Below are 14,375 nucleotides of genomic sequence, written 5' to 3' on the forward strand. Positions count from 1 at the left end.
TTTAGCTTGAACTCGTAGACTATCATGGTTAATCGACCTAATCACCGAATTTATGATAGCATTGTTTCACAAAACGATTCGCTACGCTCAATTAATTAGCTGGTCGCAATTCATCTCCCGTTAAGCTGCGCTATAACGGGAATCTTATTGCTCCATCCAGATAAAATTGGCTGTGGGCGTCGGTGAGGGTACCGACGTCTCATGGGGAGAGTGGTTACTGTAAATGCCTATGATACCAGGGTCATGAGAGTAGGGCGATCGCTCACTCCAAAATCAATCCAAACTTTTGCCTTAAATATTGGCTGGCATAGCAAATAATGGAGTTATAATTTTCCGCTCTCTCAATCCGACTGGCTTTACCGTTACCAACTTAAAAGGGTAAAGCACGATCGCAATTAGCCGCTGACTAATTCCAAAATTCATCCAACTCAATGTCGCTTGCTTCTGCCTGTATTTCTTGGAAGTAATCGCTTTGGGTAATCGCTGCAACTTCCTGTTGACGCTTTTGTTGGTCGATTTCAATGCGAAGTTCTTGCAACTGGCGCTTCAGTTCTTCTTCTCGGCGCTTGCGTTCTGTAATGTCTTGGATTAGACCTTCATAGTACAGTACATTTCCGTTAGTATCGCGCACAGCCCTAGCATCTTCCTGTACCCAAATAATGCTGCCATCTTTGCGATAAGCTCGATACTCAAATTTTTGCACATTACCTTTTTCTCCCATCTGACGGTAGAATTCATTTAGGCTGCTGCTGTCAACATAAAGTTGAGCGCTAATATCGGTGACTGCCGCCAACATCTCGGCGGGCGAATCGTAACCGTAAATGCGTGCCATTGCGGGATTTATGCTCATATAACTGCCCTTTTTGGTAGCCTGAAAAATTCCCTCTAAGGCATTTTCAAAGATACTGCGATAATTTTCTTCGGCAATTCGCAGAGCTTCGTTTTTCGCTTCTAAACTGGCAAATGAGTCCAGTAACTGCTCTGCCATACTGTTAAACGATATTTCCAAAATACTAACTTCTTTTAGCCCTTTTATCTCCACATTTTGATGGAGGTCTCCCTCGGCAATAGCTTGTGCTGCTTGACTCAATTTGAGAATAGGTTGACTGATCCAGCGAGAGGTGAAAATACCGAGAACGATCGCTAAAACTAAAGCAGCGATACATAGGAGAATGGTATTGCGGTTATTGGCATTAATTTGTTCCATAAAGTCTGATTCTGGAATTACAACTGCCACTAGCCAATTCAGCCCTTTCTCGTCCCGGAACGGTAAGAGCCTTAAAAATTGCGGTTGGCCGTCTATTTTAAAATTGATCGGCTCGGAATTTTGAAAATTATTGAAGATTTCCGGATGGTTAACTAAATATGCAGATGTAGCTTTGGTGACCCGATCGCTACTATCTTTAGCTTTGAACATTTGCTTTTTACCATTTTCGTCGAGCCGAAATGGAATTTCATCAGTAGAAGTTGCTACTAATCTTCCTAGATCGTCCATAATAAAAGCTTGTCCGGTTTTACCAATCTTTAGGCTTCTTAAAAATTTACCTGTACTATTCAAGCGCAAGGAAGTGAGCATGATTCCTTGGGTATTTCCCAATCGATCGCGTATAGTTTCGAGGGCAGTAATTAGCAAGCTCGGTTCCACCAATGACACAGTAATTGAACCCCAAGTTGCTTTGCCTGCTTTAATTGCATCTCTATACCACACTTGACGTGTGTACCAATATCGTCTTTCTGGCCCAGTAATATCGTTGGGTATGACTTTCGCTACTGTGGTACGCTCGCCTTTTTCGTTCGTATTGTAAATCTGGAGACTATAGTCAGTAAAATCGTCTAATACGGGCATCAGCACAGTACCATCCTCCAGACGATCTCCCGCTCTTATTCTTCCATCTTTATTGGCTACTGTTGAGATGTTTACTTCTGGATATAATTGTACTAGCCGCCAAAGAAAGTTTTCCCAAGCTGATAAATTGTCCATATTTAACACTTTTGATTCGAGCGCATCTAATTTGATTTTGTTAACGCGATGCGGAATTTCCAGGTAGGTATGCAAATTTTGTTCGATGCGACCGGTAGTTTCATCCATTAATTTATTGGCTAGGTCTTTGACTGCTTTCTGACCGTTTTGAAAAGAAAGATAGCCGACTATTCCTACCGCACCCGCAATTTGTAGGACAAACGGGACAATCATAACTATACGGAGCGGAATTTTTCCGACGATTTGGGAAATTGGCGATTTGAAGGATTTGCTCGACATAAGAAAACTTGCTGATGCAAAATTTTATAAGCTATTATTATACTTGTATTATGTAATACCGTGGCTAAAAACTTAAAATAAACTAAAGGCTGTTTGCCAGCCAGACGCTCTGAATCCAAACTGATTTGAGATGATATCTGGGCTTACCTAAAAGCCCAGCGTCATTCGAGATTACCAACCCTCAACTGAGTCGCCACCTTCAATCCAAGCTTTTAAATCGCGCTCTGGTTTGGTCACATTAAATAAATGTAAGCCAAAATCTTTGGCCAGGTCTTTGCAAACTTTTATACCTCTGACGCTATTGTTTTCTTCATCCACAAGTGGCGAAAATACTCCCAAACCGAGTTTTCCTGGCGCAAGGGCGATCGTACCGCCGCTAACTCCACCTACAGCAGGCATCCCCACCCGGTAAGCCCACTCTCCAGAGGCGTCGTACATCCCGCAAGTGTGCATAACGCTCACCACATCTTGGACGTAGCGTTCATCAACAGCGCGTTGTCCGGTAATGGGATTGACGCCGCCATTGGCGAGAGTCGCTGACATTACTGCCAAATCGCGTGCGTTGACCAAAATCGAATTTTGCTGAAAGTACAAGTCAAGGGTTTCCTCAATTTTGTCGCTGACAATGCCAAAGTTGAGCATAAGGTAAGCGATCCCTCGATCGCGATTCCCAATCCCTTTCTCGGAGAAAAAGGTTGCAGTGTCAACAGAGTGCTTTCGTCCGGTGTAACGCTCAAACATATCCAGGATGCGTTTGAGGCGTTCGTTGATGCCATTGCCCTTAATCATATCGGTGGTGGCGATCGCACCTGCATTGACGATCGGATTGTAGGGGCGCTTGTTTTTGTCATCCAGGACGATGGAGTTGGAAGTTTCTCCCGCTTGCTTGACGCTCACCTTACGGCTGACATACTCGCGATCGCAATCTTCAAGTGCCAATCCGTACACAAATGGCTTGGAAATTGAGTGCATCGCGAACAATTGCTTGCAATCGCCCACCTCAAATACCTGACCGTTTGCGGTCACCACACAGATACCAAACGACTCGGGTAAGGCATTTGCCAATTCCGGGATGCGATCGGAGATGGCACCATTATTGAGGTTTTGATACTTTTCGTGCAATTCCGTAAGATAGGAAAGGAAAGGAGATAGGGAAGCAAAAGATTGGATTGAACTTGCTAGCGACTTCAAATCGTGTTTTTCAGCCATGTTCTTTGTACTCTTGGGTGAGGGTATTTTACGAACGCCTGCCAAATTCATCGTTTTAAACATTTACAGCTATTTTCAGATGATTTGGCCACAGTTTCCTGTGGGGGTGCATTGCCTGCAACCTGTTGATTGGGATCTCCAAAAATTCTTGTGGCGTAGGCATCTTGCCTGCCGAGAGCAATTCTTTTGGAGGATATGTCTATTTGAAAACCGCTGTAAACTTCAGGGACTTATTTCTCAAAAAAGCCAGGGCTTATACAGCCAGTTTAAAAAACCTCTATCTAGTAGGGCTAATTCCTGAATTCACCCTAAATTTAGATCCTCTGCATAAGACCGACTCGCTAAAAATCACCGTCCTTCAATAGCTGAAATGTATAATAACCTGATATTTTTGTCAGGCTGCGTTTATTCCAAATTTTTTCAACTAGGCTGGAGTAAAGCTTTCGTTAAAAAATTTTCCTGTAGATAAATACACATCATATACTGCTTGACACAAAAATGTTATTTCTGCGTGTCAAAACACAGAGGCATAACACTTTTTCGCTCGGACAAATGATGTTTTGAATACTGGGGAGGGAGTTGTCGCCATTGTCATATGCTTTAATAGACATCTCCAAAAATTCTTGTGGGGTAGGTATCCTGCCTGCCCTTTGAGATTCTTTTGTCGGAGATGTCTAATGACGATCGCAACCTTTACTCACCTCCACATTTCTAGTCGGTCATATAGGGATTTTTGGGAGTTTTTATGGAAATGTTCCAATTAAGAACATTTTTATTTCTCTTTTCCCGACGCTCTTCTGCTCAAATAGAATACTAAGCAAATCAGAGACAAACTTTTTCTAGATCGTTCCGACTATTGACTACCAATCATCAACTGATTCCCCACTTTCAATTAAGTCTTTGAGATTGTGTTTTGGTTGGGCAACATTGAATAGATGCAAACCAAAATCTTGGGAAATTTCTTCGCAAACTTTCATACCTCTGATGCTATTGCCCCCCTCATCTACAGGCGGCGAGAACACTCCCAAACCGAGTTTTCCCGGCACTACCGCAGTAATACCACCACTAATCCCACTGACGGCAGGGATTCCCACCCGGTAAGCCCACTCGACCGCCGAGTCGTACATTCCACAGGTTTGCATAACGCTAACCACATCTTGCACGTAGCGCTCATCAATGGCGCGTTCTCCTGTAATGGGATTGACGCCACCATTGGCCAGGGTAGCTGCCATAACTCCCAGGTCGCGGGCGTTGACTTGGATGGCACTTTGGTGAAAATAGAGGTCGAGGGTTTCGTCTATTTTGTCGCTGATTATGCCAAAGTTAAGCATAAGATAAGCGATCGCCCGATGCCGATTCCCATATGCTTTATCGGAAACGAAAGCTGGCATATATATATCGTGCTTTCGTCCGGTGTAACGCTCAAACATATCCAGAATGCGTTTGAGACGTGCGCCTACGCCATTCCCCTTGATTAGATCGGTGGTGGCTATCGCCCCTGCATTGACGAGCGGGTTATAGGGGCGCTTGCTTTTCTCATCTAGGGCGATGTTGTTGAGGGTTTCTTTGATTGGCTTGACGGTGACTTTACTGTTGAGATATTCCCGACCGTAATCCTCCAGTGCCAGTCCGTAGACGAATGCTTTCGAGATCGACTCCATCGTGAACAGTTGGTTGCAATTCCCCACTTCAAACACCTGACCGTTCACCGTCGCTACGCAGATGCCAAACCATTCGGGTAAGGCTTTCCCCAACTCCGGAATGTAGTTGGCGACAGTGCCCTCATTTACGGATTCATATTTTTCATATAACTCCGTGAGATACGAAAGAAATGGAGATGAGGAAGCAAAGGACTGAATTGCACTGGCTAGTGACTTCAAATCATGTTTTTCAGCCATTTTCTTGATACTCTTAGGGTAGGGTAGTGCAAAGAGCAAGTTCGTTTGGGGAGCTGCGATCGATCGTTTAGGCCATCACCTGTAGAGCTACTTTGCGAAACTCCTTACTGACGCGATGATCTGGGTACTTCACGCAGAAAACTCCTTCGCTGGCCAGTTGTACCATGTCTTCCGATAAGGGGAAGATCCCGGCTACGGTAGTGCCGTAAGTGTCTTCTACTTTTTGCTTGAGGGCGTCAAAATTCATACTGCTCAATGCTTTATTCACCACTAGCAGCATTTTGCGAACTTTTAACTGCTTTGCTACATCCACGGTCACCGCCGTACCTTGGTAGTCTTGTTTGTCCGGACGTAAAATCAAAATCAAGACGTGGGAGATGGCGATCGACAGAAAGGTTTCTTTCGACAAACCTGGGTGGGTATCGATGAACAAGTAGTCTAGATTGAGCCCTTTAACGAGTTTGCGAAATCCCTCGTGGAGCAATTTTACGTCATATCCTTCGCTGAGAATCCTAGATATGTCGTCTGGTCTGATGCTGGCGGGAATTAGAAAAAGTTTGCCATCGCCTTGTACGCCGACGTTGCCACCAACATCATAAGCAGCATCTTCAATGGGAGCTTGACCCCACAGAAAGTTATTGAGGGTTTTGTCCATCCTTTCCGGATCTAGACCGAAAAGATTGTGAATTCCAGGAGATTGGATGTCGGTGTCAACTACACCGACTCGCTGACCTTGCAGCGCCACGCTCGTGGAAAGGTTTGCTGTTGTGTTTGACTTCCCGGTTCCGCCCCGGTATGAGTGAATTGATACTACTTTAGGCATTTTTTGATGTACTCCCGACTACAGAACTCTACTGCTGCTGAATAGGCTCTACGAGTTTTACTTTTATAAAATACCATTAAATTCATCTACTTAATTTAATGTCTTCCGTAATTCCAGCATTTCTCCACCTCAGCCGTCAAGTAGGAAATGTATGAAATGTAGGAAGATTGATTTTATTGCCAATGGCTTAAGTTATTTTCAAAATAAATAAAAATTATATTTTTTTGTAATTATTCACTAGGTTGACAATATTTAATTAAACAGATGATATTATTGAGGATACCCAGCGACTCGCTTGCGATCGCTAAGCCATATTTTACAACTTCCTCAAAAATCCGGCTATAAAAAGTTACATTCCTGCAAAGCAAGTTCAAAGAAGCTTTAAAATGTGCCAGAAGCCTACATTTACCCAAAGGGTAAGTGTGGGCAGTTCACGGCGTTCCTAGCGATTCAACATGGCAACTGTTAACGATAACTACCTCAAACTCAAAGCAGGTTACTTATTTCCGGAAATTGCAAGGCGGGTAAATGCCTTCGCAGAGGCAAATCCGGATGCTAAGATGATTCGATTGGGCATTGGTGACGTGACGGAACCGCTGCCGGAAGCTTGCCGCACGGCGATGATTAATGCGGTGGCAGAAATGGGCGATCGCAGCACGTTCAAAGGCTATGGCCCAGAGCAGGGTTATTCTTGGTTGCGGGAGAAAATTGCTGCCAGCGATTTCCAGGCGCGGGGATGCGAAGTTGACGCATCGGAAATCTTTATCTCCGACGGTTCCAAATGCGACACGGGTAATATTCTGGATATCTTCGGCAACGATAATACGATCGCAGTTACCGATCCGGTTTATCCGGTATATGTCGATACCAACGTGATGGCGGGACATACGGGTGTTGCCAACGATAAAGGAGAATTTGAGGGTTTAGTTTATCTGCCTATTACCGCAGAAAACAACTTTACCGCCTCGCTTCCCACCCAAAAAGTCGATTTGATTTATTTGTGTTTTCCCAATAATCCCACGGGAGCGGTTGCCAGTAAAGAACACCTCAAAGCATGGGTAGATTATGCGCTGGCGAATAATTCGATTATTTTCTTCGATGCAGCTTACGAAGCGTTTATCACCGATGCCGATATTCCTCATTCTATCTACGAGATTGAAGGGGCGCGGCAGTGTGCGATCGAATTTCGTTCCTTTTCCAAAACCGCAGGTTTCACCGGTACTCGCTGTGCGTTTACCGTAGTACCCAAAAACCTGACAGCAAAAGCAGCAGACGGTTCCGACGTGGAACTGTGGAAACTGTGGAACCGCCGCCAATCCACCAAGTTCAATGGTGTTTCCTACATTGTGCAACGCGCTGCTGAGGCAGTTTATGCCCCAGAAGGAGATGCACAAGTCAAAGCGCTTGTCAACTTTTATATGGAAAATGCCAAAATTATTCGGGAAAAACTGACCGATGCCGGTTTATCGGTGTACGGTGGCGTCAATGCACCTTATGTGTGGGTGAAAACTCCCAGCGGTTTATCCAGTTGGGATTTCTTCGATAAATTGCTGCATACCGTCAACGTGGTAGGAACACCCGGTTCTGGTTTTGGCGCTGCTGGGGAAGGGTACTTCCGCATATCCGCATTTAACAGTCGCGAAAATGTGGAAGAAGCAATGAGAAGGATCCTCGATAAGTTTAAGATGTAGGGTTCTTCCCTTGTCAATTATGTTGTAGGGACATGGCATCATCATACTTTAATGATGTCCTGTCCCTACAAAAATGTGAGTTTCCCGTATTTATGGGGATAATCGCATCTTCTTCAGGTGTAGGGTGTGTTCGGCACGGGCGAGAAATTGAGTATTGCGATCGATAATTAAATTGCCGCGCCTAACGCACCATCCCCCAAATTAGTCAACCCCAAAGAACCAATCTGTTTCATTTTGCCGAGCGCAAGATAGTTCTTCCTTATCAAAATTAGCATAGCACAAGAAAATAAGTGAAGTCAAGCTAGATCTCTATATTTAAGTCAACATGGAATTGTTTTGGTTTCACCATCTAATGACTAATGACTATAGGCCAGAAAAGCTGCATATACTAAAGCTGGCATTATCAATACCATCCACCAGCTATTTATCGGTTGGCCATATATTAGAGCAATTCCTAAAACCACTGCTATTCCTGCAATAAAGTGAATATAAAATGGAATTTTTAAGTTTCCTTTCCACAAAGCCCATAGATTAATAGCGAGGGTAAATAACGCTATGATTGCATGAACAAGATGCCAGATTTCCATATATCGTTATAAGATTAGTCTGATTCTTTGTAGGTAGTTGGGCTTGACGCCTGGTATGCCATATTTTATCAGAGGGCTTGAGCCGATTCTTGGTACGTAGTTGGGCTTGACGCCTCTTATAAAACCTGGCATAAGAGGGCTGAAGCCCAACTACGTACCTTGTTAGTTATACTATAGGCCATAATTTCTGAAACATCTTTTGTTCCGATTCCAGATATTTCACGAACTCATTTGAATCTGCCGAATCATCGGGGAACAAAGTTACTAATTCCATGAATTGATTCGTCTTCCTAATCATCGGCTTTTTCGGGTCGTCGGGATTTTTTTTCAGTATAGGAGGAAAGTTACTTGCCGCTTTTAACAAACGTCGATCTTCCGGCTGACGGGTACTGTTCTTTTTGCGATGAATACCTCTATAGTTGCAGTTTTATCGGAGAAGATGGCAAAGAAATATATCCTCAAATTTGCATAGGATGTGGGGATGGAATGGAATAAGTCGCTTTTTGGGATGTCACACTTCAGATAAAATACAGGAAATCCTAGAGGAAATTAGAGCTTGGGTGAAGGAGTCAGAGAGCGAAGTTTAAAGGTGGATAAGAAAGCTATGCCTGTTTCCGTAGGTAAAAACAAAAACTATCTTAGACTTCGCTGGACTTACCAAGGCGAAAGATACTGCCTGTCGTTGGGTATGAAGGACACCAAAACAAAAAACAGAAGACAGGTGCAGGGAATCATCTTACAAATCGAAGCTGACATTGAATCCGGAGATTTTGATATTTCTTTGGAGAAGTACCGCCCAAAAAAGCAGCAAGCAGTTCAAGAAAAATTGACTTGTTTGAATTTATTTCAAAAGTGGCTGGAATTCAAATCCCGGTTCGTGGACGCCAGGACGATCGAATGGTATCGCCTGACCGAAGCCAAGCTAAGGGATGCGGGAGATGCGATCGCCACAATTTCAATTAGCCACTCGCCAGAACCGGAGCGATAGGAATTCATAAAAACACCCAACAGCCAACAAATTTATTGTTGCCATCTGAACCAGAAAAATTGTGTACCAATTTTGTACCAGTGTGTACCAGCAAAAACGGTTGGAAGTATGGGCGGTACTGGACTCGAACCAGTGACATCCTGCTTGTAAGGCAGGCGCTCTACCAACTGAGCTAACCGCCCGTTTTCAGCGCACAATTACATATAGTAGCAGACTATTTTTAAAATGCCAAGTGGTGGAACGCACGATCGCATAACTTTATGGAGTTTACCTGTTGTCGCGGGTTTCACGTTCGGACAGACGCAGAGTGGGAACCTGACTTTGCTTGTTTCGGGCGGGTTTCTGTTCGGGGGGCTGATGTTTGGGCCGGATTTGGATATCTATTCGCGACAGTTCCAACGCTGGGGTTGGTTGCGTTGGATATGGATTCCTTATCAAAAAAGTCTACGCCATCGGTCTTTTTTATCGCATGGGCCAATTATCGGCACGGCGTTGCGATCGCTCTATCTTATCTGTGGCATAGTTGCGCTGGGGTCGCTTTTGTGCTTGGTTGCACAATGGTTGGGAGTAGGGATCGCAAGTTGGCAGGAACTCGCTAAGTTAGTTTTGGCTTCGCTTGGACAACACTATAACGAATGGATCGCTTTGTATATCGGTTTAGAATTGGGAGCGATGAGCCATTCTTTATCCGATTGGAGTGGTTCTGCTTACAAGCGCTTTAAAAGCGGTGGGTTAAAGGCTATCATGCCTAAGAGGAAGAAGGGCAGGCGGAAATCTTCGCCAGTGAGGGTGAAGAAACGAACCGCCAAGACGCAGAGAACACAGAGGAAAGATGGCTGAGGATTCTAGTTTAGCAGCATTGCAAAGGTTAATTGATGTGGTGGCGAAGTTGCGATCGCCTGATGGTGGCTGTCCGTGGGATTTGGCCCAAACGCCCCAATCTCTGATTCCCTATGTAATCGAAGAAGCTTACGAGGTGGTAGATGCGATTCGCGGTGGGGATAAGGATGCGATCGCAGAAGAACTGGGAGATTTATTATTACAAGTAGTATTGCAAGCGCAAATTGCTAGCGATTGCGGTCAATTCAGTTTAACTGAAGTTGCGGAAGGGATTACAGAAAAGCTGATTCGCAGACATCCTCATGTGTTTGGCGATGTGCAAGTTGGAAGTGCGGAAGAAGTACGTCAAAATTGGGAAGAAATTAAAGCCGCAGAAAAAGGTGAAGCGACGGACGCACCGCAGCTACTCAGTGCTAAGTTAAGTCGTTATGGGCGAACTTTGCCGCCGTTGATGGCGGGAATGAAGATTTCTCAAAAAGCCGCTGCTGCTGGGTTTGAATGGCCAAATATTGAGGGAGTTTGGGATAAATTTAATGAAGAATTGGCAGAATTCAAACACGCGGTCGGTCATGAGGACAAAGGCAGACAAGAAGAAGAATTAGGCGATTTGCTATTTGTGATAATTAACCTGGCGCGTTGGTATGACCTCGATCCTTCAGCAGCTTTGCAGGGAACAAACGAGCGATTTATTCAGCGCATTATCAAAATGGAAGCAGCAGCCGATCGTCCTCTTTCCGATTATACATTAGATGAATTGGAACAACTTTGGCAACAAGCAAAAGCCAAACTTGCGAAACATACTAAATAGTCATGCGAGCCAAATTATAGCAAGCTCTTTCAGGGTCTTTCCGGTTGATGGTGGAAAATGTTTCGATATGTTACAGATATGTGGGATGGTGGGTTACGGCACGGGAAGTAAATTATCGATCGAAAATGCTGAAATTATCGCCCGTGCCTAACCCACCCTACGATTAGATAAGTTTTTATTATCACCAGCAAAACTTGTTGTCGATCGGATGACGCTAAAGACTTACCAGCAATTTTTGTGATATTCTAGATTATCCCAGACTGGCAATTTTCACCATATCTCGGTAATAACCGACAACCTCTTTAGTTTCGCCGATACACTTCACCTGTCCTTTATCCAACCAAAGCACTCGATCGCAAGTTTGCTCGATCAAATCGAGTTCGTGAGATACTAATAAAACAGTGGCATTCGCATCCCAGAACTTTTGCAGACGCTGTTTGCATTTATTTTTAAAGCGTTGGTCTCCGACCGCTAAAACTTCATCGAGAATGAGAATATCCGGCTGTACATCAGTAGCGATCGCAAATCCCAAGCGCGATACCATCCCCGAAGACAAAGCTTTGACCGGCACATAAGCATAATCTTCCAGTTCTGCAAACTCTAAAATAGGTTTAACCCGCTCTCGCATCTGCTGTCTGGAAAACCCCAGCATCACCCCATAAAACACAATATTATCCAGCACGGAGATTTCTGGGTCAAACCCCGCTTCCAACTCGATCAGGGGTGCAATTTTACCCCATATTCGCACAGAACCGGAAGTTGGCTGCAATATACCGCAGACTAGCTTCAGCAGGGTGGATTTACCTGCGCCATTTCCACCAATAATTCCCAATTTCTCCCCTGCTTCTACAAACAGATCGACCCGATCCAGCACCAAATTCTTGGCAGGCTGACGGTACTTGCCTTCCAGAAAAGATAAAATAGTTTTCTTCAAGTCATAAGAAAATTCCTCTTGCGTCCGTCGCCACAGGGACACTTGTTCCAGACAAATCGCGTACATCTACAACAAATCCATGAACTGGTGCTGCCAGCTATCAAATAATTTCCATCCTACAGCCAAAATCACCAGACTACTCCACAAAGACGTGCCTATTAAGGCAAAATTAGGAGCATGGCCTGACAAAGCGATCTGACGAATGCTTTCAATGATTAAGGCTATGGGGTTGAACATCAGGAAGGGACGGATAGTGGCCGGTACGATCGCCGCCGGATAAAATACCGGAGAGCCAAACCACAGGACAGACACCACTAACTCATAAAAGTAAGGTAAATCGCGAAAGTACACAAACAGGGCACTGACGATAAATCCGATACCAGTACACAAGCAAGCCAAAGACAGCAATGGCAACAGCAAGGCTAGCACATTGAGTAAACTCTTGGATGTAACCAATGTTGCGATCGCCAGTATTGGCAAGCAAGCGCTGCAAAACTGAAACACATTCGCCGCAATCATCGACATCGGAAAAACGTTTATCGGTAGGCGAATCTTGTTCAACAGCGCCCCATTGCTTACCACACTTGGCAGCGCTTGGATAGTAGAAGCCGAAAAAAAGTTGATCACAACCAGCCCTACAAACGCTTGCAGCATATATTTGAACAGCGAGTTGTGATAGTACGATGCAAATGCTGTTCCAAAAATCGCCGTATACCCCACCGTCATCAGCAAGGGGTTCAACAACGACCAATACACGCCCAAGATAGAACCCCGATAACGCACCTTCAGGTTCCGGGTTACCAAAACTTGCAGCAATTCCAGATATCGAATTAGATCTTTAGCAGAACCTCGATCGAAAAACTTGAACGTCTTAATCACTCTCACCACACGACCCTGCGAACTAAGCTAGGAAAGTTGTACTAAGCTTGGACTATACGCTGCAAGTCAAATAATGTCCATGACCACCTCGCAAATTGCTTCTTCTTCCCTAACTTCGATCGCTCAACAAACCCGCCAAGCAGCGCGACGGCTGGCGGTGCTTTCCGCTGAGGTAAAAAATGAAGCGATCGAAGCTGTGGCCCAAGCCTTAGAGTCCGCAACTCCCGAAATTTTGGCCGCCAACGCAGCAGACTGCGAAGCGGCTGTAGCAGCTAATATTGCCAAACCGCTGATAGCGCGGCTAAAGTTGGATGAAACTAAGCTTAAGGCTGCGATCGCAGGCGTGCGAGATGTGGGGCGTTTGCCAGACCCCGTAGGCGTCGTAGATATTCACCGCGAACTCGATGAAAAACTGATCCTCAAACGCATTAGCTGTCCTCTGGGTGTTTTGGGCGTCATTTTTGAGGCGCGTCCCGATGCGGTGATGCAAATAACCAGTTTAGCGATCAAATCTGGTAACGGCGTTATTCTCAAAGGCGGACAAGAAGCCGTTCGCACCTGTCAAGCTTTGGTAAGGGCAATTCATTTGGGATTGGGATATACGGAAGTTTCCCCAGCAACAGTGCAATTGCTAACTACGAGAGAAGAAACTCTGGCAATGTTGAAGTTGGATGAATATATAGATCTGATTATTCCCAGAGGTTCCAATTCGTTTGTTCGATTTGTGCAGGAAAATACCCGCATTCCCGTCCTGGGTCATGCAGAGGGAATTTGCCATATATATATAGATGAAGCAGCGGATATCGTGAAGGCGGTAAATATTACTGTTGACGCCAAAACTCAGTATGCAGCTGCTTGCAATGCGATCGAAACTTTGTTAGTTCACAAATCAATTGCCCCAGATTTTCTGCCTTTGGTTGGTGCGGCTTTGCAAACTCGTCATGTAGAATTGCGCGGCGATGAAGCTACGCGCAAAATTTTGAAAATATCTCCAGCGACAGAGGCAGATTGGTCAATAGAATACACCGATTTGATTCTATCGATCAAAATAGTCGATTCTCTGGAAGATGCGATCGCTCACATCAACAACTACGGTTCCAAACATACCGAAGCCATAGTCACTGAAAATTCATCCACCGCAGCGACATTTCTCGCCCAAGTTGACGCCGCCGGAGTCTATCATAACTGTTCCACTCGTTTTGCGGATGGCTTCCGTTACGGCTTCGGTGCAGAAGTAGGAATTAGCACCCAAAAAATGCCACCGAGAGGCCCTGTTGGATTGGAAGGTCTGGTAACTTATAAGTATCAAGTTGTCGGCGACGGTCACATTGTCGCCACTTACGCTGGTAAAGATGCCAAACCTTTTACGCATCGAGATTTGTAATTGGGAATTAACACAATTTGCTAGTTATTTGCTTTCTGGGTACGTAGTTGGGGTTGAAAACACAAAAAAAAAGC

General features: G+C 44.8%; 13 protein-coding genes and 1 tRNA gene. 5 read left to right on the forward strand and 9 right to left on the reverse strand.

All coding sequences use genetic code 11. From position 1 onward, the window contains the following. Window positions 1-406: 406 nt before the first annotated feature. The 4 genes from ACE1CD_RS19975 to ACE1CD_RS19990 all read right to left on the reverse strand — a co-directional run bounded on the left by ACE1CD_RS19975 (window position 407) and on the right by ACE1CD_RS19990 (window position 6,190). Window positions 407-2,260 (reverse strand): PAS domain S-box protein, encoded by a 1,854-nt coding sequence (locus ACE1CD_RS19975; RefSeq protein WP_374826082.1) that lies wholly within the window; start codon window positions 2,258-2,260, stop codon window positions 407-409. A gap of 171 nt (window positions 2,261-2,431) precedes the next feature. After that, entirely contained in the window at window positions 2,432-3,469 is a 1,038-nt protein-coding gene (glsA, locus tag ACE1CD_RS19980) for a glutaminase A (protein ID WP_374798104.1), read from the reverse strand. Between the two features lie 860 nt (window positions 3,470-4,329). Further along, window positions 4,330-5,367: a glutaminase A gene (gene glsA, locus ACE1CD_RS19985; RefSeq protein ID WP_374798106.1), complete on the reverse strand. Its 1,038-nt coding sequence runs from the start codon at window positions 5,365-5,367 to the stop codon at window positions 4,330-4,332. A 67-nt stretch (window positions 5,368-5,434) separates the two neighbouring features. Beyond that, window positions 5,435-6,190 carry a MinD/ParA family protein gene (locus ACE1CD_RS19990; RefSeq protein ID WP_374798108.1) on the reverse strand — a complete coding sequence of 252 codons (756 nt, stop codon included), beginning with the start codon at window positions 6,188-6,190 and terminating at the stop codon, window positions 5,435-5,437. 455 nt (window positions 6,191-6,645) lie between these two features. Here ACE1CD_RS19990 and ACE1CD_RS19995 point away from each other — a divergent pair, with 455 nt between their 5' ends. Continuing rightward, window positions 6,646-7,881, forward strand: coding sequence for an LL-diaminopimelate aminotransferase (locus ACE1CD_RS19995; protein ID WP_374798110.1), 1,236 nt, complete (start codon window positions 6,646-6,648; stop codon window positions 7,879-7,881). 356 nt (window positions 7,882-8,237) lie between these two features. Here the strand turns inward: ACE1CD_RS19995 and ACE1CD_RS20000 are convergent, their stop codons facing one another. Further along, window positions 8,238-8,468, reverse strand: a complete 231-nt coding sequence (locus tag ACE1CD_RS20000; protein WP_374798112.1) for a hypothetical protein — start codon at window positions 8,466-8,468, stop codon at window positions 8,238-8,240. A gap of 166 nt (window positions 8,469-8,634) precedes the next feature. After that, complete coding sequence (locus tag ACE1CD_RS20005) at window positions 8,635-8,832, reverse strand: hypothetical protein (protein WP_374798114.1); 198 nt, start codon at window positions 8,830-8,832, stop codon at window positions 8,635-8,637. 240 nt (window positions 8,833-9,072) lie between these two features. Between ACE1CD_RS20005 and ACE1CD_RS20010 the strand changes: the two genes are divergently transcribed. Then, window positions 9,073-9,456, forward strand: coding sequence for an Arm DNA-binding domain-containing protein (locus ACE1CD_RS20010; protein ID WP_374798115.1), 384 nt, complete (start codon window positions 9,073-9,075; stop codon window positions 9,454-9,456). 109 nt (window positions 9,457-9,565) lie between these two features. Here ACE1CD_RS20010 and ACE1CD_RS20015 read toward each other — a convergent pair. Next, window positions 9,566-9,638, reverse strand: a tRNA-Val gene (locus ACE1CD_RS20015). Between the two features lie 43 nt (window positions 9,639-9,681). Between ACE1CD_RS20015 and ACE1CD_RS20020 the strand changes: the two genes are divergently transcribed. Together ACE1CD_RS20020 and mazG are read left to right on the forward strand one after the other, a co-directional pair. After that, window positions 9,682-10,296: a metal-binding protein gene (locus ACE1CD_RS20020; protein ID WP_374798117.1), complete on the forward strand. Its 615-nt coding sequence runs from the start codon at window positions 9,682-9,684 to the stop codon at window positions 10,294-10,296. Continuing rightward, window positions 10,289-11,104, forward strand: coding sequence for a nucleoside triphosphate pyrophosphohydrolase (mazG, locus tag ACE1CD_RS20025; RefSeq protein ID WP_374798119.1), 816 nt, complete (start codon window positions 10,289-10,291; stop codon window positions 11,102-11,104). Before ACE1CD_RS20020 ends, mazG begins: the two co-directional genes overlap by 8 nt. Window positions 11,105-11,354: 250 nt before the next feature. On the opposite strand, the gene ACE1CD_RS20030 is transcribed toward mazG, so the two are convergent. After that, window positions 11,355-12,104 carry an ABC transporter ATP-binding protein gene (locus ACE1CD_RS20030; protein WP_374798121.1) on the reverse strand — a complete coding sequence of 250 codons (750 nt, stop codon included), beginning with the start codon at window positions 12,102-12,104 and terminating at the stop codon, window positions 11,355-11,357. Continuing rightward, window positions 12,105-12,926, reverse strand: coding sequence for an ABC transporter permease (locus ACE1CD_RS20035; RefSeq protein ID WP_374798123.1), 822 nt, complete (start codon window positions 12,924-12,926; stop codon window positions 12,105-12,107). Window positions 12,927-12,996: 70 nt separating this feature from the next. Here ACE1CD_RS20035 and ACE1CD_RS20040 point away from each other — a divergent pair, with 70 nt between their 5' ends. Then, window positions 12,997-14,301, forward strand: a complete 1,305-nt coding sequence (locus tag ACE1CD_RS20040; RefSeq protein WP_374798228.1) for a glutamate-5-semialdehyde dehydrogenase — start codon at window positions 12,997-12,999, stop codon at window positions 14,299-14,301. Window positions 14,302-14,375: the final 74 nt, after the last annotated feature.

Origin of the sequence: Aerosakkonema sp. BLCC-F183 (assembly GCF_041929145.1) — a bacterium.
Taxonomy (GTDB): Bacteria; Cyanobacteriota; Cyanobacteriia; order Cyanobacteriales; family Aerosakkonemataceae; genus Aerosakkonema.

Bases quoted from the DNA above. Each gene is read 5' to 3' on its own strand.
- mazG (WP_374798119.1), top strand. From the start codon at position 10,289: ATGGCTGAGGATTCTAGTTTAGCAGCATTGCAAAGGTTAATTGATGTG.
- ACE1CD_RS20010 (WP_374798115.1), top strand. From the start codon at position 9,073: ATGCCTGTTTCCGTAGGTAAAAACAAAAACTATCTTAGACTTCGCTGG.
- ACE1CD_RS20000 (WP_374798112.1), bottom strand. From the start codon at position 8,468: ATGGAAATCTGGCATCTTGTTCATGCAATCATAGCGTTATTTACCCTC.
- ACE1CD_RS20040 (WP_374798228.1), top strand. From the start codon at position 12,997: ATGACCACCTCGCAAATTGCTTCTTCTTCCCTAACTTCGATCGCTCAA.
- ACE1CD_RS20020 (WP_374798117.1), top strand. From the start codon at position 9,682: ATGCCAAGTGGTGGAACGCACGATCGCATAACTTTATGGAGTTTACCT.
- ACE1CD_RS19990 (WP_374798108.1), bottom strand. From the start codon at position 6,190: ATGCCTAAAGTAGTATCAATTCACTCATACCGGGGCGGAACCGGGAAG.
- glsA (WP_374798106.1), bottom strand. From the start codon at position 5,367: ATGGCTGAAAAACATGATTTGAAGTCACTAGCCAGTGCAATTCAGTCC.
- ACE1CD_RS19995 (WP_374798110.1), top strand. From the start codon at position 6,646: ATGGCAACTGTTAACGATAACTACCTCAAACTCAAAGCAGGTTACTTA.
- ACE1CD_RS19975 (WP_374826082.1), bottom strand. From the start codon at position 2,260: ATGTCGAGCAAATCCTTCAAATCGCCAATTTCCCAAATCGTCGGAAAA.
- ACE1CD_RS20030 (WP_374798121.1), bottom strand. From the start codon at position 12,104: ATGTACGCGATTTGTCTGGAACAAGTGTCCCTGTGGCGACGGACGCAA.
- glsA (WP_374798104.1), bottom strand. From the start codon at position 3,469: ATGGCTGAAAAACACGATTTGAAGTCGCTAGCAAGTTCAATCCAATCT.